Annotated in this window: 19 protein-coding genes and 1 tRNA gene; 5 read left to right on the top strand and 15 right to left on the bottom strand. The window is 60.9% G+C overall.

Annotated features, from left to right (window positions below):
• Positions 1 to 57: 57 nt before the first annotated feature.
• Positions 58 to 816, bottom strand: coding sequence for a tetratricopeptide repeat protein (locus tag VC35_RS07030; RefSeq protein ID WP_046038748.1), 759 nt, complete (start codon positions 814 to 816; stop codon positions 58 to 60).
• The gene (locus tag VC35_RS07025; RefSeq protein WP_046038746.1) at positions 817 to 1497 is read right to left on the bottom strand and encodes a Fe2+-dependent dioxygenase; all 681 of its coding nucleotides are present in this window, start codon (positions 1495 to 1497) and stop codon (positions 817 to 819) included. It lies immediately after the preceding gene.
• 207 nt (positions 1498 to 1704) lie between these two features.
• Between VC35_RS07025 and VC35_RS07020 the strand changes: the two genes are divergently transcribed.
• Positions 1705 to 4029 carry a TonB-dependent receptor gene (locus VC35_RS07020; RefSeq protein WP_046038744.1) on the top strand — a complete coding sequence of 775 codons (2325 nt, stop codon included), beginning with the start codon at positions 1705 to 1707 and terminating at the stop codon, positions 4027 to 4029.
• A gap of 156 nt (positions 4030 to 4185) precedes the next feature.
• Positions 4186 to 6714 (top strand): PepSY domain-containing protein, encoded by a 2529-nt coding sequence (locus tag VC35_RS07015; RefSeq protein WP_046038742.1) that lies wholly within the window; start codon positions 4186 to 4188, stop codon positions 6712 to 6714.
• A gap of 59 nt (positions 6715 to 6773) precedes the next feature.
• Here the strand turns inward: VC35_RS07015 and VC35_RS07010 are convergent, their stop codons facing one another.
• The 4 genes from VC35_RS07010 to ptsP form a co-directional block, all read right to left on the bottom strand.
• Positions 6774 to 8315, bottom strand: a complete 1542-nt coding sequence (locus VC35_RS07010; RefSeq protein WP_046038740.1) for an alkaline phosphatase D family protein — start codon at positions 8313 to 8315, stop codon at positions 6774 to 6776.
• A gap of 84 nt (positions 8316 to 8399) precedes the next feature.
• Positions 8400 to 10139 carry a PTS fructose-like transporter subunit IIB gene (locus VC35_RS07005; protein ID WP_046038738.1) on the bottom strand — a complete coding sequence of 580 codons (1740 nt, stop codon included), beginning with the start codon at positions 10137 to 10139 and terminating at the stop codon, positions 8400 to 8402.
• An 11-nt stretch (positions 10140 to 10150) separates the two neighbouring features.
• Positions 10151 to 11092, bottom strand: a complete 942-nt coding sequence (pfkB, locus tag VC35_RS07000) for a 1-phosphofructokinase (RefSeq protein WP_046038736.1) — start codon at positions 11090 to 11092, stop codon at positions 10151 to 10153.
• Positions 11092 to 13953 (bottom strand): phosphoenolpyruvate--protein phosphotransferase, encoded by a 2862-nt coding sequence (gene ptsP / locus VC35_RS06995; RefSeq protein ID WP_046038734.1) that lies wholly within the window; start codon positions 13951 to 13953, stop codon positions 11092 to 11094. The genes pfkB and ptsP overlap by 1 nt, the downstream gene beginning before the upstream one ends.
• Positions 13954 to 14243: 290 nt before the next feature.
• On the opposite strand from ptsP, the gene cra reads away from it, so the two are divergent.
• Together cra and VC35_RS06985 are read left to right on the top strand one after the other, a co-directional pair.
• Positions 14244 to 15239 carry a catabolite repressor/activator gene (gene cra, locus VC35_RS06990; RefSeq protein ID WP_046038732.1) on the top strand — a complete coding sequence of 332 codons (996 nt, stop codon included), beginning with the start codon at positions 14244 to 14246 and terminating at the stop codon, positions 15237 to 15239.
• Positions 15240 to 15242: 3 nt separating this feature from the next.
• Positions 15243 to 16019, top strand: coding sequence for a TatD family hydrolase (locus VC35_RS06985; protein ID WP_046038730.1), 777 nt, complete (start codon positions 15243 to 15245; stop codon positions 16017 to 16019).
• Here VC35_RS06985 and VC35_RS06980 read toward each other — a convergent pair whose 3' ends face one another.
• The 5 genes from VC35_RS06980 to VC35_RS06960 form a co-directional block, all read right to left on the bottom strand.
• Positions 16020 to 16409, bottom strand: coding sequence for a hypothetical protein (locus tag VC35_RS06980; protein WP_046038728.1), 390 nt, complete (start codon positions 16407 to 16409; stop codon positions 16020 to 16022).
• Positions 16410 to 16589: 180 nt separating this feature from the next.
• A complete protein-coding gene (locus tag VC35_RS06975) occupies positions 16590 to 18620 on the bottom strand; it encodes a methyl-accepting chemotaxis protein (protein WP_046038727.1) in 2031 nt (676 codons plus the stop codon).
• Positions 18621 to 18806: 186 nt separating this feature from the next.
• Positions 18807 to 19643: a regulatory signaling modulator protein AmpE gene (ampE, locus tag VC35_RS06970; RefSeq protein WP_046038725.1), complete on the bottom strand. Its 837-nt coding sequence runs from the start codon at positions 19641 to 19643 to the stop codon at positions 18807 to 18809.
• Positions 19640 to 20200 (bottom strand): 1,6-anhydro-N-acetylmuramyl-L-alanine amidase AmpD, encoded by a 561-nt coding sequence (ampD, locus tag VC35_RS06965; protein WP_046038724.1) that lies wholly within the window; start codon positions 20198 to 20200, stop codon positions 19640 to 19642. Before ampD ends, ampE begins: the two co-directional genes overlap by 4 nt.
• 62 nt (positions 20201 to 20262) lie before the next feature.
• Positions 20263 to 22017 (bottom strand): DUF1631 domain-containing protein, encoded by a 1755-nt coding sequence (locus VC35_RS06960; RefSeq protein WP_046038722.1) that lies wholly within the window; start codon positions 22015 to 22017, stop codon positions 20263 to 20265.
• 263 nt (positions 22018 to 22280) lie between these two features.
• Here VC35_RS06960 and nadC point away from each other — a divergent pair, with 263 nt between their 5' ends.
• Complete coding sequence (nadC, locus tag VC35_RS06955; protein ID WP_046038718.1) at positions 22281 to 23129, top strand: carboxylating nicotinate-nucleotide diphosphorylase; 849 nt, start codon at positions 22281 to 22283, stop codon at positions 23127 to 23129.
• Positions 23130 to 23212: 83 nt separating this feature from the next.
• On the opposite strand, the gene VC35_RS06950 is transcribed toward nadC, so the two are convergent.
• From VC35_RS06950 to rpsO, 4 genes are all read right to left on the bottom strand, one after another.
• On the bottom strand, positions 23213 to 23518 hold the full coding sequence (locus VC35_RS06950; RefSeq protein ID WP_046038717.1) for a DUF6388 family protein: 306 nt from the start codon (positions 23516 to 23518) through the stop codon (positions 23213 to 23215).
• 291 nt (positions 23519 to 23809) lie between these two features.
• Positions 23810 to 23885, bottom strand: a tRNA-Thr gene (locus tag VC35_RS06945).
• A 253-nt stretch (positions 23886 to 24138) separates the two neighbouring features.
• Entirely contained in the window at positions 24139 to 26244 is a 2106-nt protein-coding gene (gene pnp / locus VC35_RS06940; protein ID WP_007915263.1) for a polyribonucleotide nucleotidyltransferase, read from the bottom strand.
• 206 nt (positions 26245 to 26450) lie between these two features.
• Positions 26451 to 26720 (bottom strand): 30S ribosomal protein S15, encoded by a 270-nt coding sequence (gene rpsO, locus VC35_RS06935; RefSeq protein WP_003177875.1) that lies wholly within the window; start codon positions 26718 to 26720, stop codon positions 26451 to 26453.
• Positions 26721 to 26832 lie beyond the last annotated feature (112 nt).

Genomic DNA, 26832 nt, shown 5'->3' with positions numbered 1-26832 from the left:
GCCTGGCGCACAAACAAAAAGCCCATGACGTGTCATGGGCTTTTTTGTGCCTGCAATTCAGCGACTCTCCAGCTCGGCGCAGCGACCGGCATATTCTGCGGCCAATGCCTGAATCCGCGGGTCCGTTGCACTGGCCAGCGTCTGGCTCGCCACCCGCAGGAAGTTCGGGTTGCCGTTCGCCAGCGCCTTGCGCAGCCAGCCTAGTGCTTCGTCGATATAGCCGGTGTGGGCCAAAAACGCCGCATGGCTGAACTGCCCCCGAAAGTCCCCGCCCTCGGCCGAACGCCGATACCAGTCGCGGGCCGCTCGCAAATCCATGGGACACACACGCCCCTCTTCCAGATATCGACCCAGAAGATTCATCGATTTGGCATGGCCCAAGTGTGCCGCGCGTTGATAGAAGCTGAACGCCGACGCCTGATCCTTATTTACCCCGCGTCCTGTGGCGAGCAGATTGGCGTAGTTGTACATCGCCCAATCCAGCCCGGCCTGTGCCGCGACTCGATAGTGCCGTGCGGCAAGCGATGCGTCGGCAACACAACCCCAGCCATGCTCATGACAACGACCGAGCATGTTGCGCGCCATCGGGTGCCCTTGGCGCGCGGCGATGCCGAACCAGCTCAGCGCCAGCGGCTGGTCCTGCGCGATCCCCTGGCCGTCGAGCAGAATCTGCCCGAGCAAGGCCTGGGCTTCGACCTCACCTTCGCGCGCGGCAATCAGGATGGCCTGGGCCGCCCGGGCCGGACTTTCGTCGAGCATCGAGCGCAGACGCTCACCGTCGAGCATTTCTTCGCGGCGTAAACGAAAATCCGCCACTTACACCTCGACCCAGCGACGCAACAGGTTGTGATAGGTGCCGGTGAGGCGGATCAGCGATGGATGATCGGGCACGTCGCGGGTCAGTTGTTGAATCGCCCCATCCATCTCGAACAACAGGGCGCGCTGACTGTCTTCACGCACCAGGCTTTGCGTCCAGAAAAACGAGGCGAGTCGCGTTCCGCGTGTCACCGCGTTGACCTTGTGCAGACTGGTGCCGGGGTACAGCACCATATCACCGGCGGGCAGCTTCACCCGTTGGGTGCCGAAGGTGTCCTGGATTTCCAGCTCGCCGCCGTCGTAATCCTCTGGCTCGCTGAAAAACAGCGTGGCGGACAAATCCGTACGCACCCGCTCGATGCCGCCTTTGGGCTGACGCACTGCGTTGTCGATATGGAAGTCGAAACTGCCACCGGCGGTGTAACAGTTCAGCAACGGAGGAAAGACCTTGTGCGGCAAGGCTGCTGACATGAACAGCGGGTTTTTCCACAGCCGCTCCAGCATCGCCGCGCCGATCTCCTTGGCCAGCGGATGCCCTTCCGGCAACTGCAAATTGTGCTTGGCCTTCGCTGACTGGTAGCCGGCGGTGATCTTGCCATCGGCCCAATCGGCTTGCTCCAGAACCTCGCGAATGCGCTGCACCTCGTCTTTTTCAAACAGGCCGGGAATGTGCAGCAGCATGACAAAGGCACCTGAAACCAAAGGGATGGTAATGGTATTGATTCTTATTGCTCATGTAAAACACATCTGACGAATGAGTCAGCAGAAACCGTAAGGTTAAATTGTAAAGATTGTAAATTCAGTGCGAATAGTAATGTTTCGCAATTGTTACGAATACCTATTTACCCTATATTCCGCGGCCTCAAATCCTTGGGGAGGGGAATTCAAATGTCGCGTCAACAACCACAAGTACCGGTCAGTTCACCACGTCTGCTCGCATCCGCCATCGGCATGGCGATTACTGCCGGCTCTGCGGGCCACATGGTTTTCGCGGCGGAAAAAACCGACGAAAAAGCACCGGACAAAGTGATTTCGCTGGGTGCCACCGCCATCACCGGCGAAGCCCAGGACGAGACAACCTACAACGTCGAGAAAGCCTCCTCGCCCAAGTACACCGCGCCGCTGATCGACACGCCGCGCTCGGTGACGGTCATTCCGCAACAGGTTCTGAAAGACACCGGCGCCCTCAATATGCAGGACGCATTGCGTACTGTTCCAGGCATCACCTTCGGTGCCGGTGAAGGTGGCAACCCCCAGGGCGACCGCCCGTTCATCCGCGGCTTCGACGCCCAGGGCGACACCTACCTGGACGGCGTGCGCGACACCGGCTCCCAGAGCCGCGAGATCTTCGCCGTTGAGTCGATCGAAGTCAGCAAGGGCCCGAACTCGGCCATCGGCGGCCGTGGCGCTGCGGGCGGCAGCATCAATCTGGTCAGCAAGAAAGCTCACCTGGGCGATTCGCTCGACGGTGGTTTCACCTGGGGCTCCGACCAGACCCAGCGCTACACCTTCGACGGCAACTACCAGTTCACCGACACCGCCGCCGGCCGTCTGAACCTGCTGAGCCACGAGAGCAACGTCGCCGGACGTGACAGCGTCAACTACGACCGTTGGGGTGTTGCACCGTCCCTGGCCTTCGGCCTGGGCACCGACACCCGCGTCAACCTCGACTACTACCACCTCGAAAGCAACGACCTGCCGGACTCGGGTATTCCGTACAGCATCCCGACCGGAGGCTCGGCGGCGCGTACCAAGGCCAACCCGGACAAGCCGAATGACGGCGGCGACAGCAGCAATTTCTATGGCCTGACCGACCGCGACTTCCGCAAGACCCGCACCGACACGGCGACCTTCGCCATCGAGCACGACCTGAGCGACTCGCTGACCATCAAGAACACCCTGCGTCACGGCACCAGCATGCAGGACTACATCCTGACCCAGCCGGACGACAGTAAGGGCAACGTCAACAACGGCAGCGTCTGGCGCCGGGCGAACACTCGTGTGAGCAACACCGAGACCACGACCAACCAGACCGACCTGTTTGGTGATGTGTACATCGCCGGGTTCAAGAACAGCTTCTCCACCGGTGTCGAATACACCCACGAGGAAAGCGAAAAATCGACGTACAACGTCAACACGGACACCACCCCGGGAACGGCAGCGGTAACCACCAACTGCTCCCCGGCAATGATCGGCGCGCCAAGCGGTTACAACTGCACCTCGCTGTCTAACCCGAACCAGAATGATCCATGGAGCGGCGCCATCTCGCGCAACTATGCCGGCACCGACACCAAGGCCAACACCTACGCACTGTATGTGTTCGACACCCTGACGTTGTCTGAGCAGTGGCTGGTGAACATGGGCCTGCGTTACGACCACTTCGACACCGACTACAAAACCTTCAACGGTTCCAGCGTGACCACGTCCAAGGGTGATGACACCAGCGAATTCGTTACCGGTCAGTTCGGTGTGGTGTACAAACCAGCCGAGAACGGCAGCATCTATGCGTCCTACGCGACGTCCGCCACTCCACCGGGCAACACCCTCGGTGAAGGCATGGACGGCAACCCGCTGGGCGGCACGCCGGATCGCAATGGCAACCTGCTGAAAAGCGACATGGAGCCGGAAACCACCAAGAACTACGAAATCGGTACCAAGTGGGATCTGCTGAACAATCGTTTGTCCCTGACCGCCGACATCTTCCGCACCGAGAAAGACAACGCTCGTGTGCAGACCAATAACACCACCTTCGAAAACATCGGCAAAACCCGCGTTCAAGGTGTAGAACTGTCGGCCAGCGGCAAGCTCACCGACAAATGGCAGGTCTTCGCCGGTTACGCCTACATGGACAGCGAGCAAGTCGATGGCGGCGACCTGCCGGCAAACAAAGCCAATAACGGCAACGAACTGCCTAACACGCCGAAGAACAGCGCCAGCCTGTGGACGACCTATCAGGTCACGCCAAGGCTGACCATCGGTGGCGGCGCGTTCTATGTCGATGACGTGTTCGGCAGTGCCGCCAACACCACCATGGTCGATTCCTACGTTCGTTACGACGCGATGGCGGCCTACAAGCTGACCAAGAATGTCGACCTGCAACTGAACGTGCAGAACCTGACCGACGAAACCTACTACGACAAGGCGTTCTCGACTCACTTCGCCAACCAGGCGGCCGGTCGCACCGCTTTGCTGAGCACCAACTTCCACTTCTGATTGCCACTTACGCTCCCACAAGGGAGGGTGAAATCAGACCCGGCCCCGTTCATTCACATGAACGGGGCCTTTGTGTGTAAAAAAGAATGCTTCTCGACAACCCCACGGCATAATGCGCGCCGTGATGAATCAATTTGAACGAACAAGGCGAGCGACGTGTTGAAGAAAACCCTGTTCCAGTTGCACTGGTTTTTCGGCATCAGCGCCGGGCTGGTCCTGGCCCTGATGGGCATCACCGGTGCGGCGGTGTCGTTTCAGGATGAAATCCTGAGCACACTCAACCCTTCTGTGTTGCAGGTCGAAAAACAGGTCGCCGGTGTGCTGCCGCCCGCCGAACTGGTGGAGCACATCGAAGCCGCATCAGGCAAAAAAGTCTCGATGCTCACCGTGGAAACCGACAGCGGCAACGCCGCCAAAGTGTGGTTCACCCCGCCACCGGGCGAGCGCCGTGGCGAGATGCGCTACTTCGACCCCTACACTGCCGAGTTCCTCGGCGACGCCAGCGGCCAGGACTTCTTCGGCCTGATGCTGCAACTGCACCGTTTCCTCGCCATGGGCGACACGGGTCGGCAGATCACCGGCGCGTGCACGCTGATCCTGGTGTTCTTCTGCCTGTCCGGCCTGTACCTGCGCTGGCCTCGCCAATGGAGAAGCTGGCGCGCCTGGCTGACACTGGACTGGAAGAAAAAGGGCCGCAGCTTCAACTGGGATCTGCACTCGGTGGCTGGCACCTGGTGTCTGGTGTTTTACCTCCTGGCAGCGCTGACCGGATTGTCCTGGTCCTACGAGTGGTACAACAAGGGCCTGACCCGCTTGCTCTCCGACTCACCGCAGAGCGAACGCGGGCGCGGCGGACGCGGCCCAGCGCCGAGCGGTCCGGCACCGACGGCCGATTACGCGGCGATGTGGAGCAGCATCTACAGCGCGGCCGGCCCGCAACTCAGTTCCTATAACGTGCGCATGCCGCCCGTGGCCGGCCAACCCGCGACCGTGTACTTCCTGCTGAAGACGTCGCCTCACGACCGCGCCCTGAACCAGATCACCCTCGACCCGGCCACCGGCGTGGTCAAGCGCGTTGATCGCTACAGCGACAAGAGCCTCAAGGCGCAACTGCTGACCAGTATCTATGCGCTGCACGTCGGCAGCTACTTCGGCATCGTCGGGCGCATCATCCTGACCCTTACCGCGCTGACCATGCCGCTGTTCTTCGTCACCGGCTGGATGCTGTACCTGGATCGTCGGCGCAAAAAACGCCAGATCAAGGATGCGCGCAAAGACCTCGTGCAAACCGCCAGCGACGCACCGGCGTGGCTGATCGGCTTCGCCAGCCAAAGTGGTTTTGCCGAACAGTTGGCATGGCAAACCGCCGGACAATTGCAGGCCGCAGGCTTGCCGGTAAAAGTGCAACCGTTGGCCGACGTCAGCGAGCAGGACTTGCATGAATCGAACAATGCCTTGTTCGTGGTCAGCACCTTCGGCGACGGCGAAGCACCGGACAGCGCCCGCGGGTTCGAGCGCAAAGTACTTGGCCGAGCACCGAGCCTGGGACGCCTGAATTACGCCGTCCTGGGACTGGGCGACCGGCAGTATCAACACTTCTGCGGTTTCGCCAAACGCCTGCATGCCTGGTTGGGCGAACATGGCGCAAAGACCCTGTTCGCCCCGGTGGAAGTCGACAGCGGTGACCCTTATGCCTTGCGTCACTGGCAACAGCAACTGGGCCTGTTGACCGGCCAGCCCCCCGTGGATACCTGGCAAGCGCCCAGCTACGACAACTGGACCCTGCTGCGTCGTGAATTGCTCAACCCGGACAGCAGTGGTGCGCCGGTGTACTTGTTGGGCCTCAAGCCTCCTTCCACCAGCAGCTGGCTGGCGGGCGACCTGGTGGAAGTGTTGCCGCGCAATTGCCCTTGGGCCATCGAACATTTCCTCGACGGCATGGGCATTCACGGTGAAACCAAGGTGCAACTCAACGGCCTGGAAGAAACCCTCGAACAGGCCCTGGCCACCCGCCAGTTGCCGGAGAACCGCGCCCACCTGGTCGGCCTGCACGCGCAGGCGCTGGCAGAGGCCCTCGTGCCGTTGGCCATGCGTGAGTACTCCATTGCGTCGATCCCGGCCGATGGCGTGCTGGAATTGATCGTGCGCCAGGAAGTGCATGCCGACGGCAATCTCGGCGTTGGTTCCGGCTGGTTGACCGAACACGCACCTGTGGGCAGTTCCATCAGCCTGCGCGTGCGGCGCAACAGTGGTTTCCATCTGCCGGCCCAACCGGTACCGATGATCCTGCTGGGCAATGGCACGGGGCTGGCCGGGTTGCGCAGCCTGCTCAAGGCACGGATTGCCGATGGTCAGCAACGTCACTGGCTGCTGTTTGGCGAGCGCCATCGCGAGCACGACTACCTGTGCCGAAAGGAGCTGGAGGAGTGGCTGATCAATGGTGATCTGGCACGCCTCGACCTGGCGTTTTCCCGCGACCAGGCCGAAAAGATTTACGTACAGGATCGCCTGCGTGAGTCGGCAGCCGAGCTCAAGAAGTGGCTGGCGGACGGTGCGGTGATCTACATCTGTGGCAGCCTTCAAGGCATGGCTTCAGGCGTGGACCAGGTGCTCAACGAGGTACTGGGCGCCGCCGAAGTGGAGCGCCTGATCGAACAGGGCCGCTACCGCCGCGACGTGTACTGATTCACCACATCCCAACGTGGGAGCGGGCTTGCTCGCTCCCACAGGGGGTCATGTGTCGGTCAAACCGGCTGCAACTTCTGCTCGAAAACCGACACCCCGTCCAGATCGCGCAACACCACGCTCAACTCCCCGCTCTGCCCATCGATATTCACCTCGCCAAAAAACTGAAACCCGGCAAACGGCGAGACGTTCTGCGCGGGCGGCGCCTTTTCGAACACCACTTCAGGGCCGAAGGTTTTATCCAGCGGATTAGGCCCAAAACTGCCGGCATTCAATGGCCCGGCGACGAACTCCCAGAACGGTTCGAAATCCTGGAACGCCGCCTGATCCGGGTGGTAATGATGGGCCGCGCAGTAATGCACATCCGCGGTCAGGAACAGGAAATTGCGCACCTGCTGCGCCCGCAGAAAACCGAGCAATTCGGCGATTTCCAGTTCGCGCCCCTGGGCCGGGCCGGGGTCACCGTTGGCCACCGCTTCCCAACGCGCGACACCCGGACTGACTTCACCGTCGGGCACGCCGAGGCCAATGGGCATGTCGGCGGCGATGACTTTCCATTGTGCGTTCGAGGCCTGCATTTCGCGCTTGAGCCAATCCAGTTGCTCACGACCGAGGAAGGGTTTTTCAGCGCCCAGATTGTCATCGTTGGCCCCGCGATAGCTGCGCATGTCGAGTACAAATACATCGAGCAGCGGCCCGTAACCGAGCTTGCGATAGATCCGCCCGCCGCCATCGCCGCTCTGCAAACGCATCGGCGCGTATTCGAGCCAGGCCTGGCGTGCGCGGACCACCAGGCTGTGGATATCTTTGTCCTGGTAACGCGCATCCAGTTGCTTGCCCGGCGACCAGTTGTTCACCACTTCGTGGTCATCCCACTGCCAGATCTGCGGGACCTCGGCGTTGAAGCGACGGATGTTTTCGTCCATCAGGTTGTAGCGATAGTTGCCGCGATACTCATCGAGGGTTTCGGCGACTTTGCTCTTGGCCTCGGTGGTGATGTTGCGCCACACCCGGCCGCCTTCCGTGGTGATCTGCGCCGGGATCGGGCCGTCGGCGTAAATGGTGTCGCCGCTGTGGATAAAAAAGTCTGGCAGACGCAGACGCATTGCTTCGTAGATGCGCATGCCACCAATGTCCGGGTTGATGCCGAAGCCCTGGCCGACGGTGTCGCCGCTCCAGACAAAACGGATATCGCGACGGGTCTGCGGCACGCTGCGCAAGTGACCGAACCAGGGCTCGCTGGCAACGCCGCTCTGGGCGTCTTCAAACTGCACACGATAGAAAATCGCCTGGTCGGCGGGCAGCCCAGTGAGTTCGACCCGGGCAGTGAAATCGGTGCGCGCATCCGCCAGGGGCGAGACGAATCGCCGGGGGTTGGGAAACAGGCTGCGGGTGTCCCACTCCACCACCATCCGCGCGGGGCGGTCGCAGCGGCTCCAGATGATCGCCCGGTCGCCCAGCAGGTCGCCGGACTGCACGCCGTCGGTGAGTTGCGGCCGATCCTTGACCGAAGCGATCACCGCCGGCGCCAGCCCCGGCAACAACAGCCCGGCGCCAACCGCTTGCATGACACGACGACGCCCGAGGTTGAAATCGCTCATGGTGTTCTCCCTGAAAAAGGAAAAACTAAAGCATGGACCTATGACCCTGGCATGACACAGATCCCTTGTGGGAGCGGGCAAGTGTCAGGCGGTGACGGGTTCTACCGCCAACTCCACCACCTCCGGTCGTTTCACCAGCGCATACACCACCGCAGTCAACAGGCTCCCCGCCACAATCGCCAACAAATAAAGCAGCGCGTGGTTGATCGCATTCGGGATCGCCAGCACGAACAACCCACCGTGGGGTGCCATCAGTTTGCAGCCGAAATACATCGACAGCGCACCGGTCAGCGCACCGCCGGCGATGCTCGCCGGAATCACCCGCAACGGATCTTTCGCCGCAAACGGAATCGCCCCTTCGGAGATGAAGCACAGCCCCAGCACCAGCGCTGCCTTACCGGCCTCGCGCTCAGTCTGCGCGAACTTGCGTCGGGCAATGAACGTGGCGATGCCCAGGCCGATCGGCGGCACCATGCCGGCCGCCATGGTCGCCGCCATCGGCGCGTAACTCTGCGACGCCAGCAAGCCCACCGAGAACGCATAGGCCGCCTTGTTGATCGGCCCGCCGAGGTCGACGCACATCATGCCGCCCAGCAACACACCCAGCAGAATCGCATTGGTGGTGCCCATGCTGTCGAGGAAATGCGTAAGCCCGGAAAGCATCCCGGCCACCGGTTTGCCGACCACGTAGATCATCACCAGACCGGTGAACAGACTCGCCAGCAGCGGGATGATCAGGATCGGCTTCAGCGCCTCAAGGCTCTGCGGCAATCGCGCATAACGGTTGATCGCCTTGGCCGCGTAACCGGCAAGGAAACCGGCAATGATCCCGCCGATGAAACCGGCACCCAGGGTACTCGCCAGCAGGCCGCCGATCATCCCCGGCGCGAGGCCCGGACGGTCGGCGATGGAATAGGCGATATAGCCTGCCAGCAGCGGCACCATCAGCTTGAACGCGGTGTCGCCACCGATCTGCATCAACGCCGCCGCCAGCGTGCCCTCCTCCTTGAACGCGGTGATGCCGAACACGAACGACAGGGCGATCATCAAGCCACCGGCCACCACCATCGGCAACATGAACGACACGCCGGTCAGCAGGTGTTTATAGACGCCGGTCTTCTCCTGTTTGGCCGTTGTCTTGGCAGCGCTCGATGCGCTTTCCTGCTGGCCTTCGGCCAAGGCCTTTTTCAAGGTCGCTTCAGCTTGCTTGAGAGCAATGCCGGTGCCGCAGCGATAGATTTTCTTGCCGGCGAAACGCTCGGTGGCGACTTCGATATCGGCCGCCAGCAGCACCACATCGGCCTCGGCAATGGCTTGCGCGCTCAACGGATTGCGTGCGCCGACCGAGCCCTGGGTTTCCACTTGCAAGTCATAGCCCAGGCGCTTGGCCGCTTGCTGCAAGGCCTCGGCGGCCATGAACGTGTGAGCGACACCCGTCGGGCACGCGGTGACGGCCACCAGTCGCGACGCGTTCTGGACGACCGCCACAGGTTCGACGACGGTTTCGGTAGCGACGTAGACCTGTGCCTCCTGCGCTCCCCGCCGCAGCACGGCTTCCACGTCCTGCAGGGCCTGGGCCGGAGTGCTCTGGAACAGCCGTTTGCCGACAAACCGCGACATGTCCACCGGCGCGCTGGTCACCAGCAGCACCCACTCGGCCGCGTCGAGGGTGGCCGCCGACAGTTGCTTTTCGGGATGCGCGGCATCGGTGACTTCGACACTGGTGCTCCAGCCCTGACGCTGGGCCGCAGCGTCGAGCAGCCGGGCACACAGCACACTGGTGACCATGCCGTTCGGGCAGGCCGTAATGATGGCTAACTTCATGACAAACCCTCTTATTGTTCTGTCAGGGGACGCACGCGCACACCCTGTTCGAGCTGCGCCAGTTGCGCTGCGTCGCCAATGCCGAATCCGATCTGGGTCACCGCCATCGCGGCAATCGCCGTGGCGGTGCGCAAGGTCTGCTCCGGCGTATCGGCACTGAGCAAACCGTGGAGCATCCCCGCCAGCAACGAATCACCCGCCCCCACCGTGCTGGCGACGCTGACCTTGGGTGGCGTGGCATGCAGTGCCGAGCCGACGCTGAACCAGTTCACGCCTTCGGCACCGTGGGAGATCACCACATGCTCGATGCCCTGGGCGTGCAAGCGCTCCGCCGCCAAGGCCTGGGCACTGACCGACACGACCTCGCAGTCCAGCACCTCGGCCAGCTCTTCAGTGTTGGGCTTGATCAGCCACGGCCCCGCTTTGAGCGCTGCACGCAGCGCCTCACCGCTGGTGTCGAGGGCGACGTTCAGCCCCAGGTTTTTCAAGCGCAAGATCAACGCCTGCAACCATTGCGCGCTGACGCCCAACGGCAAGCTTCCGGCGACAACCACCGCATCGTGCCCCGGGGCAATCTGCTCCAGTCGATCGATCAAGGCCTGCTGCGCCGCTTCGCTGACCTGTGGCCCCGGCCCGTTGATGTCGGTGATGCGGCCATCGCTTTCCGCCAGTTTGATATTGCTGCGGGTCTCGCCCGGAACACGGATGAAGGCATCGACAAAGCCGCGTTTGGCGAACAATGTTTCGAACGCTTGCAGGTTGTCTTCGCCGAGAAAGCCACTGACGGTCAGCTGATGCCCGAGGTCCGCCAGCACCTGCGCCACGTTCACACCTTTGCCGGCGGCGTGGGTGTGCATCACATCGCTGCGGTTGACCTGGCCGGCTTCAAGGCGCGGCAACTGGACGGTCAGGTCCAGCGCCGGGTTGAGGGTCAGGGTAAGAATCCGGGCCATTACAGGGCCTCCACTAATGCGCGCACTTCATTGGCGCTGCCCACGGCCAAGGCCTGTCGGGCAAGGGTTTGAGTCTGAGTGAAGCCCAGTTCGCGAATCCGCGCCTTGACTTCGGCAATGCTGCGCGCCCCGACGCTGAGCTCATCCACCCCGAGGCCGACCAGCACTGGCACCGCCAGAGGGTCGGCCGCCAGCTCACCGCATACACCGACCCATTTGCCGTGGGCATGGGCCGCGCGCACGGTGATGTCGATCAGTTGCAGTACCGCCGGATGCAAACCATCGGCCTGGGCCGACAGCGTCGGATGGCCACGGTCGATGGCCAGGGTGTATTGGGTCAGGTCGTTGGTACCGACGCTGAAAAAATCGACCTCTTTGGCCAGCACCGGCGCCAGCAACGCCGCCGATGGCACTTCGATCATGATCCCCAGTTGCAGGTCGGCAACCGGGATTTCCTGGCGCAGGCGTTCGGTCATGTCACGGGCCTGGCGCCACTCGTCGACGCTGCCCACCATCGGGAACATGATCCGCAGCGGCCGGTTGTCGGCAGCCCGCAGCAAGGCGCGCAATTGCGCTTCCATGATCTGCGGGCGCTGCAAGGTCAGGCGAATGCCGCGCACGCCGAGGAAGGGGTTTTCTTCCTTCGCTATCGGCCAGTACGGTAGCGGTTTGTCGCCACCGACATCGAGGGTACGCACCACCAGCGGCCGCCCGGCCAGACCGTCGAGGACCCGGCGGTACTCGATTTCCTGAGTCGCTTCGTCGGGCGCCTGCGGGTGGGCCATGAAAATCAGTTCGGTGCGCAACAGGCCAATGCCTTCGGCGCCCTGCTCCACCGCGCTGGTCACGCCAGCGCTTTCACCAATGTTGGCGAACACTTCGACGGCGTGGCCATCGGTGGTCAGCGCCGGTTGATGACGCCGTTCCGCAGCCGCCTTCAAGCGCTGCTCGCGGGTATCGCGTTCGGCCGTGGCGCGCTGCAAGGTCGCCGCGTCAGCGTCCACATGCAGGCGACCACGCTGGCCATCGAGCAGCAACGGCGTACCCGGCGCCAGCAGCAACACGCCAGGGCCGGCGCCGACCAGTGCCGGAATGCCCAGAGCCCGGGCGACAATCGCACTGTGCGCAGTAGCGCCACCCCGGGCGGTGAGAATCCCCGCCACGCGAGCGGGGTCGAGACGCGCGACGTCGGACGGGCCGACCTCATCCATCACCAGAATGTACGGTTGGTCCGGTTCGCTCGGGGTTTCGATGCCGCTGAGCTGCATCAACACCCGACGCCCGATGTCGCGCAAGTCGGCAGCGCGCTCGGCGAGCAAGGCATCCTGCAACGCTTCCTGCTGCCGGGCCGCCGCTTCTATCACGGCCATCCACGCCGCCTCAGCGCTTTCGCCGTGCTTGAGGCGCGTATCGACCTCATCGGTCAGTTCCGGGTCGTCGAGCATCTCTTGGTGAGTGATGAAGATTTCGCGGATGGCTTTGCTTTTGCTGCGCTCGATCAGGCCCTGGATGTCACGGCGTACCTGCGCCAGAGCTTGCTGGAGACGTTCACGCTCGATGCCGGCAGACTCGCCGCGCAACGGGTAATCGATGGTTTGCAGCACTTGAATATGCGCCGGGCCGATGGCGATTCCCGGAGCGGCGGCAATAGCCTGGACCACACTGCCTGAAATTGGGGCGAGGACCACTTCGGCCACATCGCCAACGACTTCGCGCACCTGGCTTACCGGCGGCAGCGGTTCGACTTCCTCACCAAGACCTTCTTCGATGGCGGCCAACAAGGCCGGCAACGCATCCGCCGCGATGCTCGGTTCGGCGATGATTTCCAGGACCTGCCCCCGACGGGCGCCGAGGCTGAGCAACTTGCTCAAGCTCTTCACCGACACGGCACTGTCGTGACCATCGACGATGCGCACACGGATGTCACCGTCAAAACTCTTTGCCAGTTGCGCGAGGATTTTCGCCGGCCGCGCATGCAGACCGTGGGCGTTGGCCAATGCAATTCGTGCGCTGGGCCAGTCGGCGGGCACTTCACCACCGAGCACTTCGAGGACTTTGCGACTGCTGGTGGCGCGGCCCAACTCATGGCCACGTCCTTCGATCAACAACGCGCACAGGCGTTCGAGCAGGGCTTGATGGGCCTCACCGAGACTGGCCAGGCAGAACAGTCCATTGAGTGGCTGGCCGAGATAGCGCAGCGGTCTGTCCGGGGTGACGAAGGCCAGGCCCGGACGCTTTACCGTCTGCTCGCTGTGCAGCCACCACAGGCCATCGCCCAGGGGCAGCGCTTCAACCTGCTGCAGCACTGCGGAGAAACCGTTGCTCACACAGTCGGCCTGCCGCAGCAGACGTGCGCCGCGCCAGACCAGCTCTTCGAAATCTTCGGCCGCCACACCGAGGCCGATCATCTGCGCATCCAGCGCCAGTTCCTGTGGCGCGCCTTGCAACAACTTCAGCAAGGCTTCGGCGGAACCGGCGCGACGCAGGGCCTGGCCCAGGTCAGTCTCGCCGAGGGCGCGGGTGAGCAATTGCAACAGGCGCAGATGCTCATCGGATTTGGCGGCGATACCGATCGCCAGGTAAACGATATGACCATCGCCCCAGTCCACGCCATCGGGGAACTGCATCAGGCGCACGCCGGTGGTGAACACCAGGTCGCGGGTTTCGGGGGTACCGTGGGGAATGGCAATACCTTGACCGAGAAAGGTCGAGCCCTGGGCTTCCCGCGCCTGCAAACCAGCGAGATAACCCTCGGCAACCAGGCCGTCGGCAACCAGATGCCGGGCCAGCAATTGCAGCGCTGCGGATTTATCCACAGCCGATTGGCCCATGGAAATCTGCTCTACAGTGAGCTCGAGCATGCTTTCTCCTTTTTGGCGCCTTGGGGCACCAGGTATTGTTTTGAATGAGTCAGCTTAGGCGCTTGGTCATCGCTTTTGGCGGTTTTACGGCAGAACCGGCCAAAGGCGCCTAAAACGTAGAAAATACGCCTGCTGAAACGTTTAATCTATATCGATTGGCACGTTACTCGATATTGGCCCATCCTTGAAGTCCAACTTGTCGGATGCGTTGCGACAATGGTCGCCTGCCTTAATCGGTTAGGATTGACGAAAATGTCGAGGCAATCTCGAAAAAACAAGGAAACAGCGGGTTGAAACTCAGTGATATCGCCCAGTTGGCCGGTGTGTCCGTCACCACCGCCAGCTATGTCATCAATGGCAAGGCCGAACAACAGCGCATCAGCAGCGCTACCGTCGAACGCGTGCGCGCGGTCGTCGAACAACATGGCTTCACGCCTAACCCGCAGGCTGCCGGTTTGCGCAGCCGGCACACCCGCACATTGGGGTTCATTCTGCCGGATCTGGAAAACCCCAGTTACGCGCGAATCGCCAAATTGCTGGAGCAAGGTGCGCGGGCCCGGGGTTATCAGTTGCTGATCGCAAGTTCCGACGATGCACCGGACAGCGAACGGCAATTGCTTCAACTGTTCCGCGCCCGGCGCTGCGACGCACTGATCGTTGCCAGCTGCCTGCCGGCCGGCGACGACAGCTATCGCCAATTGCAGGCCAAGGGCATTCCGATCATCGCCATCGACCGGGTCATGGAACCCGAGCATTTCTGCTCGGTGATCAGTGACGACCGCGAGGCCAGCCTGCAACTGACCCGCAGCCTGCTCGATCCCTTGCCCAAACAGATCGCGCTGATCGGCGCCCGCCCGGAGCTGAGCATCAGCCAGGAACGTTGCGCCGGCTTCAAAGAGGCGCTCGCCGGGTTCAACGGCGAGGTGCTGATCGAAGAAGGTGAGTCCTTCAGCCGCGAGTGCGGCAAACAACTGATGGAAGAGTTGCTGCAGCGTCTGGGCCATTTGCCCGATGCCCTGGTGACCACATCCTATGTGCTGCTTCAGGGCGTGTTCGATGCACTGCACGACTTCCCGTTGAAAAACCGCCCGCTGCGACTCGGCACATTCGGCGACACCCAGTTGCTGGACTTCCTGCCGCTACCGGTCAACGCCATGGCCCAGCAACACCAGTTGATCGCCGACAAGGCCCTCGCGCTGGCCCTGGCAGCCATCGAGCAGTCTGATTACCGGCCTGGCGTACAAGCCATCGCGCGCACGTTCAAGCAGCGTATTCGCCAGGACTGAACCGTGGAGCTGATCGACACCCACACCCATCTGGATTTTCCGGACTTCGACGCTGACCGTCAGGCGCTGCTGGCCGAAAGCCGCGCCCTCGGGGTGCGGCGGATCGTGGTGCTGGGGGTTTATCAGGCCAATTGGCAGCGAGTATGGGAGTTGGTGCAGAGTGATCCCGACCTGCACGCCGCGTTCGGATTGCACCCGGTTTACCTGGACGATCATCGCCCGCAACACCTCAGCGAACTCGCCGACTGGCTGACCCGTCTGGCTGGCCATCGACAACTGTGTGCCGTCGGCGAGATCGGCCTGGATTACTTCATCGAAACCCTGGACCGCGACCGCCAGCAGGCGTTGTTCGAGGCGCAATTGCAATTGGCGGCGGATTTCGCGCTTCCGGCATTGATCCATGTGCGGCGTAGCCATGCGGCGGTGATTGCCACGCTCAAACGCTTTCGCCTGAAACGGGCCGGCATCATCCACGCCTTCGCCGGCAGCCAGGAGGAAGCTCGGGAATACATCAAGCTTGGTTTCAAGCTCGGCCTTGGTGGCGCCCCGACTTGGCCGCAGGCGCTGCGCATGCACCGCGTGCTCGGCGAACTGCCACTGGATTCGGTGGTGCTGGAAACCGACTCCCCGGACATGGCCCCTGCCATGTTCCCCGGCCAGCGCAACAGCCCGGCACACCTGCCGGCGATCTGCACGGCACTGGCGCAATGGATGGCGATCAGCCCGGAACGACTGGCGGCTGCCAGCACCGCCAACAGCTGCGAAGTGTTCGGCTGGTAATCAGTCAGCGTGAGCCCTGGCAACTTCCAGGATCAGCGTCAGGTGCTGGCGCCGACGGAAGTAACGGACCACCGCGAAATACACGAACAAGACGATCAGCGAAGCATTCAGCTGTTCGATGACGCTGAGCATTCCCACCCACTCCATCACCAACGCCACCAGCAATGCGGTGCAGACCATCACCCGCAGGCTGGCGCGCAACAGTGAAAAAGAGTCGAGGGACTTGAAGCGCCGGATCTGTTCCGGACAACTTAACTGAACGCGTTTCTGACAGTGAGTACAGGTAAACGCTTCATTGATCGCAATGGCATTGAGTTGCCAGGGTTGCAGCAGCAACGTGCGCTGACAATGCGCACAGCGCCCCTGGACTCCTATTGTTGCAGCAGACATGAGCAAGCCTCCTCCAGGCGGTAAGCCGCGTTAATCTTCCTTGATTGAACTCAAAATGCCAGCGCACGAAGAGAATCAGGAGGACTCCCACCTGGAAAGGGAAAAAGTATTACAAAACTTTCCGACAGCACTCCAAACCCTGTGGGAGCGGGCTTGCTCCCACAGGATCCCAGGACGCCTTCAGACCCGAAACGCGCTGATCAACTGCTTCAACTCCACGACCTGGGCCGACAACGCCCGGCTGGCGTCTTCGGTCTGATGCGCACCTTCAGCGGTACGCTCGCCGGCGCGATTGATCTCGACGATGTTCTGGTCGATGTCGTGGGCCACGGCGGTTTGCTGCTCCACGGCGGCGGCAATCTGCTGGTTCTGGTCGACGATCATGCCGACCGCTCCCAGGATGTTTTCCAGCGCCTGCTGGACCTTCTCCGACTGCCCCACCGTGCCGCTGGCCATTTCATGGCTGGTACCCATGGCCTTGACCGCCGCGCCGACACCACCATGGAGCCTGGCGATCATCTGTTCGATTTCTTCGGTCGATTGCTGGGTTCGCTTGGCCAGGGTCCGGACTTCATCGGCTACCACGGCGAAACCACGGCCCTGCTCACCGGCCCGTGCGGCCTCGATGGCGGCATTGAGCGCCAGCAGGTTGGTCTGCTCGGCGATGCTCTTGATCACTTCGAGTACGCGGCTGATGGACTGGCTGTCGCTGGCCAGTTGGTTGATCACCAGCACCGATTGATCGATCTCGTTGGCCAGCGCGGCAATGCTGCCTTGCTGCGACTCCACCAGGCCGCGGCCACTGATGGTCTCGTCGTTGACACTGTGGGCACTGCTCACCGCCGCGGCGGCACTGCGCGCGACCTCCTGGGAAGTGGCTGACATCTGGTTCATGGCCGTAGCCACTTGTTCGATCTGCGTGCGCTGCCCGGCGACGGCCTGGTTGCTTTGCGCGGAAACGTTTTCCACTTGCCCGGCCTGACGCTCGACTTCACTGACGGTCTGCCCCACCCGCTCGATCAGGTCATGGATCTTTTTCACGGTGCCGTTGAACACCTCACCCAACTCCCCCAGCTCATCGCGGCTGTGGGCGCTGAAGGTCACGGTCATGTCGCCGGCCGCCACCTTGTCCATCACAGCTCCCAGGCGCTTGAGCGTGGTGCGGGTCGAGGCATAGAAACCGCCGTAGAGGTAGAAGATCAGTACAAACACCACAGACAGCGCCACGGCCTGCAAGATCATGTGTGTACGGTTCTGGTCCAGGCGTTGCTGCAACTGCGGGCCGAGATACTTCAGGGTTGCTTCATTGAGTTGGTAGGTCTGGTCCATCAGGGCAGTGACCTGATCGTAAAAGCCCTGCCACGGTGCATCGAGGGTATCGGCCATGACCACTTGCTCTTCGAACAGCTCGCTGGCTTTCTTCAAGGATGCCCGGCTGCTATCGGCCTGAGCGGCCAAGGTCTCACGCGCAGCCTTGCTGGAACCCAGGGCATCCTGCAACTTCAGGCCATACTCGGCCTGGAGCTTTTCAATCTGCGCCAGCAATTCATCGAAACGGGTACTTGAAGCCGAATTGATGAACCCCTGCCCCAGCGAATAAGAGCCCATTGCCCGACCTTCGCCCAGGATCTGGGTGACCCGTGGCGTGACGAGGGTGACGAGTTCGCTCAACTGGCGCATGTCGCTCTGGTTGTCGCGACTGAGGCCGGACTGGCTGGTGATGAGCTGGCTGAAAATCTGCGCGCTGCCCACCAGCTTGCCGATCAAGGCACTTTTGCTTTGCAGGGAGTTTTCCGTTTGCTGGGCCTTGAACGCGGCGATCATTTCATCGCGTTTGCCATCAAACACCGCGACCTGCTCCGGGTCGCCGGTCATCGCCGTCAGCCCTTGCAGGCGAGTCAAAATATTCTGCTCAAGGGCGCTGATTTTCGATTCGACATTGCCGGCCTTGCCGGATTGGCCGAGGCTGACATTGATCTGCACCAGGTTGTTCAGGGTTTCCAGATCGCGCCGCAACGCCAGGCTGTTGCCCAACAGGTCGAGACTTTGCAGTTCGATGCGCGTGCCCTGGAATTCGCGATAGGAGTCACGCACCAGATAGAAGTTGGTCACCAGCATCGGCACCAGGAACAGTACGCTGATCAGGCTGAACTTCATGCCGAAGCTCAGGCGGTTCATCAGTGCGACAGCGGGATAGAGCAAGCTCTTCACTGGATGTCTCCCTTCAATTTCTTATTTTTTTTATTGGCAGGCGCAGACAGACAGCAGATAGCCACTATTCGGCGCTATCTCTGTATAACTTAAATCGGCAGGAGGCTTTGTAACTTAAGGTTAACGACAGGGCGAAGCACTTCGGACTAGTGATCGCCCAGTGGCGAGGGGGCATTGACTGCTGGACTAATGCAGGACCGTCCACAATGCAAACCCAGCATACCAGAGCACCGCCGCACGCAGCAGCAGCGCCCAAATGCGGTCCAGATTGTTGATACCTTCCGCACCGGTCACCGGTGCCGGAATTTCACCGGCCACCAGCCCGACTTTCACGATCAATTGCGCGGCGCTGATGTTCCAGTTCAGCAGCTCATGCAGCATGACCCGACTGACCGCGACAAAATTGCCGACCAACGCCAGGCTCGCCGCCAGCAGACGCACCGGCAACCAGTCAAAGGCGTGACGCAGTTGCCCGGCGCGCTCGACCACTGCAGGGTTTTTCCCGTGTTCTTCGGCCAGCGCCAGCAGCCGATAACTCAGCGCCGCGACCGGTCCCAACAGGAAGTACCAGAAAATCACCGCGAAAAAGCTCTGGTAGGCCTCCCACAGCAAATGCCCTTCGACCTGCTCCAGTAGCTGCTCGCCATTGTCTGCACAGATATCCAGGTCGCGCTTGGCGACATGGGCCGCCGCTTGCAGGTCCTCCCGACGCCAGGCATCGCGGAACGGCCCGAGATCGCCCAGCAGATCACCGCGCCCCAGGCTGTAGATAACCACCAGCAAATGGATCGGCAACGCCAGCAACCCGTAGGCCACCGGCTCGATGACGACCAGCAGCAAAGCCAGCAACGCCACCGGCAACAAGACCAGTGCCGCCAGCACCAGCCATGGTCGGTTCGAAAGTCGCGGGCTGGCTTCAAGTTTGTTCAGCTCGTGTGTCCAGCCATTGTCACGCTGAACCCGATGGCGCAAGGCCGAGAACTTCTCGATCCACACCGCCAACAGCAACACCAGAAAACTCATCGTCCTTCCTCTTGTGCCAAGGCGGCACGATAGCGTGCCCAGTCGAACGCCGGCCCTGGATCGGTTTTGCGCCCCGGTGCAATGTCACTGTGCCCGCAGATGCGCTCCGTGGTGATTGCCGTGAACGCCTGTTGCAACTGGCGGGTCAGGGCTGTCAACGCGCTGTATTGCGCGTCGGTGAACGGCAGATCATCCGTGCCTTCGAGTTCGATGCCCACGGAAAAATCGTTACAGGTTTCCCGTCCCTCGAAGCTCGAGACCCCCGCATGCCACGCACGCTCAAGGCACGAAACAAACTGGGTGACGGTACCATCACGCTCGATCAGAAAGTGCGCCGACACCCGCAAATCCGCGATCCCTTCAAAATAGGGGTGTTCGGTGACATCCAGACGATTCTGGAAAAATTCCTGCACCTTGCCGGTGGCGAACTGCGCCGGCGGCAGGCTGATGTTGTGGATCACCAGCAGGGAAACTTCGCCTGTGGGGCGCGCATTGAAGTTGGGTGAGGGGCAGTGATGCACTCCCTGAATCCAACCGCTCGCGGGGTCCAACTGCATACCGATTCCTTCAACGTCGACTGTGTTGGCACAGTATGCCGCGATAATCCCCCGGGGCGCGATCACTTGCCGCGTTTGAGTCGCTTGAGGTTGCCGATCACCGACTCCAGTGCCCGCTCGAACAACAAGGTATCGTCAAGCACTCGCGCCACGCCGTTGCGCAGCTCTTGGGCCAGGTCGGTGCGGCTGCGCTCGAGCACTTTCATGCCAGTGCGGTTGACGAAGATGTATTTGCCGGTGGTTTCAATGACAGCCACCAGTTTGCAGCGAAGGGTATTTTCCGGGTCTTCCTGAAACTCCACCCAGCAGCCTGGATGCATTTGATCGACAGGCTCCTGCACCTCGACCATCATCGACGCCTTCCCAGGCGAATTGGCCCGCCCGTGCTCGGCGTCGCGAACGCACTGCACAAGCCACTCGCTGCGACGGCGCTCATCCTGGGTAAACGCGAGAAAGTCGGCCAGCAGTTCGGAAAATATCGCCGGATCATCGACAAAGTCATTCAACAGACGCTGTACGACCTGGTCGATGCGCACGTAAAGGTTGTCACGCTCATGATCGTCACTGACTCCCCACCCCATGGCTGCGTTGGCGATTTCGTTGAGCAGACGCCGTGCCGGATGACTGCTGCGGCTGAAGAAACTCTTGTCGAGCACCGCCACCTTGACCAGTGGAATCTGCAATCGGCCGATCAGTACCTTGAGGGAATCCGGCAGGTTGCGATCATCGAGCATGCATTCGAAAAGCATGGCGACCAGGTTGATCACATCCTCATCGGCCTCCCCGAAAACCCGTGACCTGCCGCTTTTGACACTGACCCGGGTCAGTAACTGTTCGAGCTGGTTGTGCAGATCAAAATCATCGACGGCCGCCGGTGCCGGCACGTATTGCTGCAAGTGCGAAAGCAGGCGCAACAGATCGCGCGTGGAAATCGGCTGTGCCGTGGCACTGACTTCCAGCACAGGCGACAGGCTGCCGCGAACGTTGAGCAGCAGGACCTGCAACGCGGCGAAAGCCTCCTGGACACTTTCATCGATCGGCAAGCAGACCGGATCGGGGCCCTCATCGGTCGGTCCATCCTGAACGCTGATGTCAGGTCGGTCGGTAGTACGACACACCGGCGCCGGTTTCAGGTCGGGCAACACACCGGTGGCGAGCAGCAGCTGATTGGCTTCTGCGTAAAGCTGATCGGTCTCGCTGAGGACATAACGTTCGAACAACGTGAGGATGATCAGCTTGACCTTGATCTCCAGCCCCAGCTGGCGTGCGGCTTGCAAAAAGTACTCGCAGAGCATCGCTGGGCCCAGGGGATTGTGCAGATCGCCCGGCGCCTTGCCCAACAAGGCGCAGAGCCGGGCCGTCAGTTGGTCCAGGGCGAAACCGTCGCGGTCCAGCACCCGGCTGACCATCGCTTGCACCGCGACCGTGCGCTCGAGCTCTACATCGGGTTGCACCGTCGAGGTATCGGCCGCCAGGGCCTGGGGCAAGGCCGCAAGCGCGCTTTCGTATTGGCCGAGACGGATAAACGCGGCGAAAAACTGTTCGAGAAAAACCCGCTCGATGCTTTTGCGCTTGAGGCGCAAATCGCGCATCGCTTGAAAGAAGATGTTTTGCTCGACGCCACAGCGGGCGCGGTCGGCCATTTCGAAGAGGGTGTCGTCGGCGTTGTCGAACAGTGCCTGCAATCCGTGCCGCAGTTGTTGCGCGGCCTTGTCGCGAACCTGGAGAAGAATCGCCGGCAGTCGGGCGAGTGGCGAGTGAGCCACCTGGTCGGTAGTTGCCTTGTGCAAAGGCACTACATTCCCGTCGTTGTGCATTCGGCCTCCCTGGAACGGTGATGCTTCGACTCGTCAAACTCATGACGTCAAATACAAGGCGGATTATCTTGTAAAAACTCCCCTTTGTGCCAGAAGACTCTGCATCTGCCCTCAAACAGGTGTTTGCTCGGCAACGATGACCAACGCGACAACGGCAGGGATTCGACCAAATGTAGGTGCCGGTGCCAACGTAACGCTCTGATGCCTTGGGTTGGTCCGTGCCATGGCCCTATAATCGAGCCACTTTGTTTGTGGAGTCCGTTATGCCGAACCTACGTCTCGCCGATCTGACCGCCGAAATCGAAGCCAACGTGCGCCGTGCGTTGCGTGAAGACATCGGCAGCGGCGACATCACCGCGCAGTTGATCCCGGCCGAGCGCCTGGCCAAAGCCACCATCATTACCCGCGATGCGGCCGTCATCAGCGGCACCGCCTGGGTGGATAACGTGTTTCGGCAACTGGACCCACGGGTGGCGGTACACTGGCAGGTTGCCGACGGTGAACGGGTGACGCCCAATCAGGTGCTGTTCCACCTCGAAGGCCCGGCGCGCTCGCTGCTGACCGGTGAACGCAGCGCCCTGAACTTCCTGCAACTGCTCTCCGGCGTGGCGACCCGTGCGCAATACCTGGCGGACTTCGTGGCCGAGACTCAGGTCAAGCTGCTGGACACCCGCAAAACAATTCCGGGGCTGCGCCTGGCGCAAAAGTACGCCGTAACCTGCGGCGGTTGCCATAACCACCGCATCGGCCTGTATGACGCCTTCCTGATCAAGGAAAACCACATCGCCGCCAGCGGCGGCATCGCGCAGGCCATCGCCGCCGCCCACAAGATCGCCCCGGGCAAACCGGTCGAGGTTGAAGTGGAAAGCCTGGATGAATTGAAAGAAGCGCTGGCGGCCGGTGCCGACATCATCATGCTCGATGAACTGAGCCTGGACGACATGCGCGAAGCCGTGCGCTTGAACGCCGGCAAGGCCAAGCTGGAGGCCAGCGGCGGGATCAACGAAAGCACGTTGCTGCCGATTGCACAGACCGGGGTGGATTACATTTCGATCGGTGCGATGACCAAGGATGTGAAGGCGGTCGATCTGTCGATGCGTTTGAGTCTCTGAGGTGCAGTTACAAGTGGCAAGCTGCAAGCTTCAAGCGGATCTGCTTTGACTTGTAGCTTGCCGCTTGAAGCTTGAATCTGCTCTCAAACCACCAGATTGTTCATCTCGCAGTACTCTTCCCACTCGACGCCCAACACCTCGGCAGCTTCTTTATGCAGCTTCAGGCGTTCTGCTTCGTACTCTTCCGGTGTCGACGTGTATTTGAGGCTCAATTCCCACGGCTGCAAGCCCTGGGCTTCGGCCTCGTCCTCGAAAGCCCATTGAATCTGGTCTTTCTGATCATCGGGACTCAAGTCCTTGATCTCGTCCATCAGTTCGTGGTTATCCAGCACGTACTTCTTCAGCGCTTCTTCGTGTCGGGCTTCCTGGGTCATCTCTTTAACGGTCATGGCGTTCTCGCTGATCTGGGAATGGAAGATGGATCTGGATCTTCAAGGATCTCTCTGACACAAAAACCGGATCAGGCCCGGTTTATCTGGCCTTCAGAACCATTCTGGATCATCTGAAAACTGCTGGGCGGTGCTCAGGCAGGCTCCGAATATAGGACGTTTGGCTGAGGATTTACACGTCTCTTTGCATCTCCCCGCAAAAAGTTGTGCACACGATGTTTTGATGACGGCGAGAACCTCAAGCGTACCGTCGAGGACCTGAGCAGAAAGGTGAAATGACCGAGGGGGATATGGTGCCCGAGACAGGAATCGAACCTGCGACCTTCGCGTTACGAGTGCGCTGCTCTACCGGCTGAGCTACACGGGCGGTGGGCTAAACCTAGCATCGCTTATGAGTTGCGGCAACCTGTGGCGAGGGAGCTTGTCGGAACGCCGCACCGTCCCGCTCGGCTGCGCAGCAGTCGTAAAACCATCGGCCCACAGCAAAACATTGGGTCGCTGCGCAACCCGACGGGAGCAAGCTCCCTCGCCACAGTTAATTGCGGCACATAAAAATGCCCCACCGTTTTCACGGCGGGGCATTTTTTTACAACGTTGAAGCGGTCAGGCGTGAGGCGTAATTAAACGCCCGAAGCCTTGGCTGCAGCCACGTCTTTGATGGACAGCTTGATACGGCCGCGGTTGTCCACGTCCAGTACCAGTACTTCCACTTCCTGGCCTTCTTTCAGGATGTCGGTCACTTTCTCAACGCGAGCGTCGCTCAGCATGGAGATGTGAACCAGACCGTCCTTGCCCGGCAGGATGTTGACGAATGCGCCGAAGTCGACGATGCGCTCAACCTTACCGACGTAGATCTTGCCGATCTCGGCTTCAGCGGTGATACCCAGAACGCGCTGACGTGCTGCTTCAGCCGCTTCCTTGGTCTCGCCGAAGATCTTGATCGAACCGTCGTCTTCGATGTCGATCGAAGCCTTGGTTTCTTCACAGATCGCACGAATGGTCGCGCCACCTTTACCGATGACATCACGGATTTTGTCGGTGTCGATTTTCATCGCGATCATGGTCGGAGCGTTGGCCGACAGTTCGGTACGCGACTGGCCAATGATCTGGTTCATCTGGCCGAGGATGTTCAGGCGCGCTTCCAGGGCTTGGCCCAGAGCGATCTCCATGATTTCTTCGGTGATGCCCTTGATCTTGATGTCCATCTGCAGCGCAGTGACGCCTTTGGCGGTACCGGCTACTTTGAAGTCCATGTCGCCCAGGTGGTCTTCGTCACCCAGGATGTCGGTCAGGACGGCGAATTTCTCGCCTTCTTTAACCAGACCCATGGCGATACCGGCAACCGGCGCCTTCATCGGCACACCAGCGTCCATCAGGGCCAGGGAAGCGCCGCAAACGGAAGCCATCGAGCTCGAACCGTTGGATTCGGTGATTTCCGACACAACACGGATGGTGTACGGGAACACGTCAGCGGCAGGCAGCATGGCCGAAACCGAACGACGGGCCAGACGGCCGTGACCGATTTCGCGGCGACCAGCGCCACCCATGCGACCACACTCGCCTACCGAGAACGGAGGGAAGTTGTAGTGCAGCATGAACGGGTCTTTTTTCTCGCCTTCCAGGGTGTCCAGCAGCTGTGCATCACGGGCAGTACCCAGAGTTGCAACGACCAGAGCCTGGGTTTCGCCACGGGTGAACAGAGCCGAACCGTGGGTTTTTGGCAGAACACCGACTTCGATGTTCAACGGACGGACAGTCTTGGTGTCGCGACCGTCGATACGTGGCTTGCCGTTAACGATGTTTTCGCGAACGGTGCGGTATTCGATTTCGCCGAAAGCCGCTTTGACTTCGCTGGAAGAAGGCTGGCCTTCTTCACCGGACAGCTTGGCAACGACCTGGTCCTTCAACTCGCCCAGGCGAGCGTAACGGTCGGCCTTGACGGTGATGGTGTAGGCCTGGGAGATCGCTTCGCCGAACTCGGCACGGATAGCGCCCAGCAGTTCGGTGGCTTCTGGCGCAGGAGCCCAGGTCCAGGTTGGCTTGGCAGCTTCAGCGGCCAGTTCTTTAACGGCGTTGATCACAACCTGGAACTCGTCGTGAGCAAACAGTACCGCGCCCAGCATCTGGTCTTCGGTCAGCTCTTTGGCTTCCGATTCAACCATCAGTACGGCGTCCGAAGTACCGGCAACGACCATGTCCAGGCTCGAAGCAGCCTGTTGCTCGTAAGTCGGGTTCAGCAGGTAGCCGGTGCTTTCGTGGAACGCAACGCGGGCAGCGCCGATCGGGCCATCAAAAGGAATGCCGGAGATCGCCAGCGCAGCCGAGGTACCGATCATCGCAGCGATGTCCGGATCGGTCTTCTTGCTGGTGGAAACGACGGTGCAGACAACCTGCACTTCGTTCATGAAGCCTTCCGGGAACAGCGGACGGATCGGGCGGTCGATCAGTCGGGAAGTCAGGGTTTCTTTCTCGGAAGGACGGCCTTCGCGCTTGAAGAAACCGCCTGGGATCTTACCGGCAGCGTAAGTCTTTTCCTGGTAGTGAACAGACAGAGGGAAGAAGCCCTTGCCTGGATCGGCTTGTTTTGCACCGACTACAGTCACCAATACGCTGACGTCGTCGTCAACGGTGACCAATACTGCGCCGGAGGCCTGACGGGCGATACGGCCAGTCTCGAGGGTAACGGTCGACTGACCGAACTGGAATTTTTTGATTACCGGGTTCACGGTGTCCTACCTTCTTTGTGGCTCTTGGGGGAACTGGTTTCTTGCGAAATTCTTGGGCAATGTCGGGAATCGGCCCGACTGGCTTGTCCAGGTGTTACTCAGGCAAAGCAGGTATCCAGATAAAACTTGAGGCTGGGAGCCTGCCATGCGCCGGCGGGAAACCCGCTGGTGCACGACAGACAACCAACCTCTAGCGCAATCGCTTATTAGCGACGCAGACCCAGGCGACCGATCAAAGTCTGATAGCGACCCAGATCCTTGCCTTTCAGGTAGTCCAGCAGCTTACGACGCTGGTTTACCATGCGGATCAGACCACGACGGGAGTGGTGATCTTTACCGTTGGCCTTGAAGTGACCTTGCAGCTTGTTGATGTTGTGGGTCAGCAGTGCAACTTGCACTTCTGGCGAACCAGTGTCACCAACAGCTTGCTGGTAGTCAGCTACGATTTGAGCTTTTTCTTGAACGTCGAGAGCCATGAGGCAATCCTTTTATCAGGAAACTGTTTCAGAAAAACAGTTTCAACAGGCCAGGGACAAATCCCTGTATCTAAAAATGAGTAGTGACCGTGCCTGTTGACAGCCACCCTCG

The sequence above is a fragment of the Pseudomonas fluorescens genome (genome assembly GCF_000967965.1).
Taxonomy (GTDB): domain Bacteria; phylum Pseudomonadota; class Gammaproteobacteria; order Pseudomonadales; family Pseudomonadaceae; genus Aquipseudomonas; species Aquipseudomonas grandcourensis.
This window is presented reverse-complemented; position numbering and strand designations above follow the sequence as displayed.

Excerpts from the sequence above, each read along its gene's own strand:
- nadC (WP_046038718.1), top strand. The coding sequence starts at position 22,281 with ATGCCGAACCTACGTCTCGCCGATCTGACCGCCGAAATCGAAGCCAAC.
- VC35_RS07020 (WP_046038744.1), top strand. The coding sequence starts at position 1,705 with ATGTCGCGTCAACAACCACAAGTACCGGTCAGTTCACCACGTCTGCTC.
- VC35_RS07025 (WP_046038746.1), bottom strand. The coding sequence starts at position 1,497 with ATGCTGCTGCACATTCCCGGCCTGTTTGAAAAAGACGAGGTGCAGCGC.
- pfkB (WP_046038736.1), bottom strand. The coding sequence starts at position 11,092 with ATGGCCCGGATTCTTACCCTGACCCTCAACCCGGCGCTGGACCTGACC.
- ampD (WP_046038724.1), bottom strand. The coding sequence starts at position 20,200 with ATGCAGTTGGACCCCGCGAGCGGTTGGATTCAGGGAGTGCATCACTGC.
- VC35_RS07010 (WP_046038740.1), bottom strand. The coding sequence starts at position 8,315 with ATGAGCGATTTCAACCTCGGGCGTCGTCGTGTCATGCAAGCGGTTGGC.
- rpsO (WP_003177875.1), bottom strand. The coding sequence starts at position 26,720 with ATGGCTCTCGACGTTCAAGAAAAAGCTCAAATCGTAGCTGACTACCAG.
- VC35_RS06950 (WP_046038717.1), bottom strand. The coding sequence starts at position 23,518 with ATGACCGTTAAAGAGATGACCCAGGAAGCCCGACACGAAGAAGCGCTG.
- VC35_RS06980 (WP_046038728.1), bottom strand. The coding sequence starts at position 16,409 with ATGTCTGCTGCAACAATAGGAGTCCAGGGGCGCTGTGCGCATTGTCAG.
- ampE (WP_046038725.1), bottom strand. The coding sequence starts at position 19,643 with ATGAGTTTTCTGGTGTTGCTGTTGGCGGTGTGGATCGAGAAGTTCTCG.
- VC35_RS07005 (WP_046038738.1), bottom strand. The coding sequence starts at position 10,139 with ATGAAGTTAGCCATCATTACGGCCTGCCCGAACGGCATGGTCACCAGT.
- ptsP (WP_046038734.1), bottom strand. The coding sequence starts at position 13,953 with ATGCTCGAGCTCACTGTAGAGCAGATTTCCATGGGCCAATCGGCTGTG.
- VC35_RS06960 (WP_046038722.1), bottom strand. The coding sequence starts at position 22,017 with ATGCACAACGACGGGAATGTAGTGCCTTTGCACAAGGCAACTACCGAC.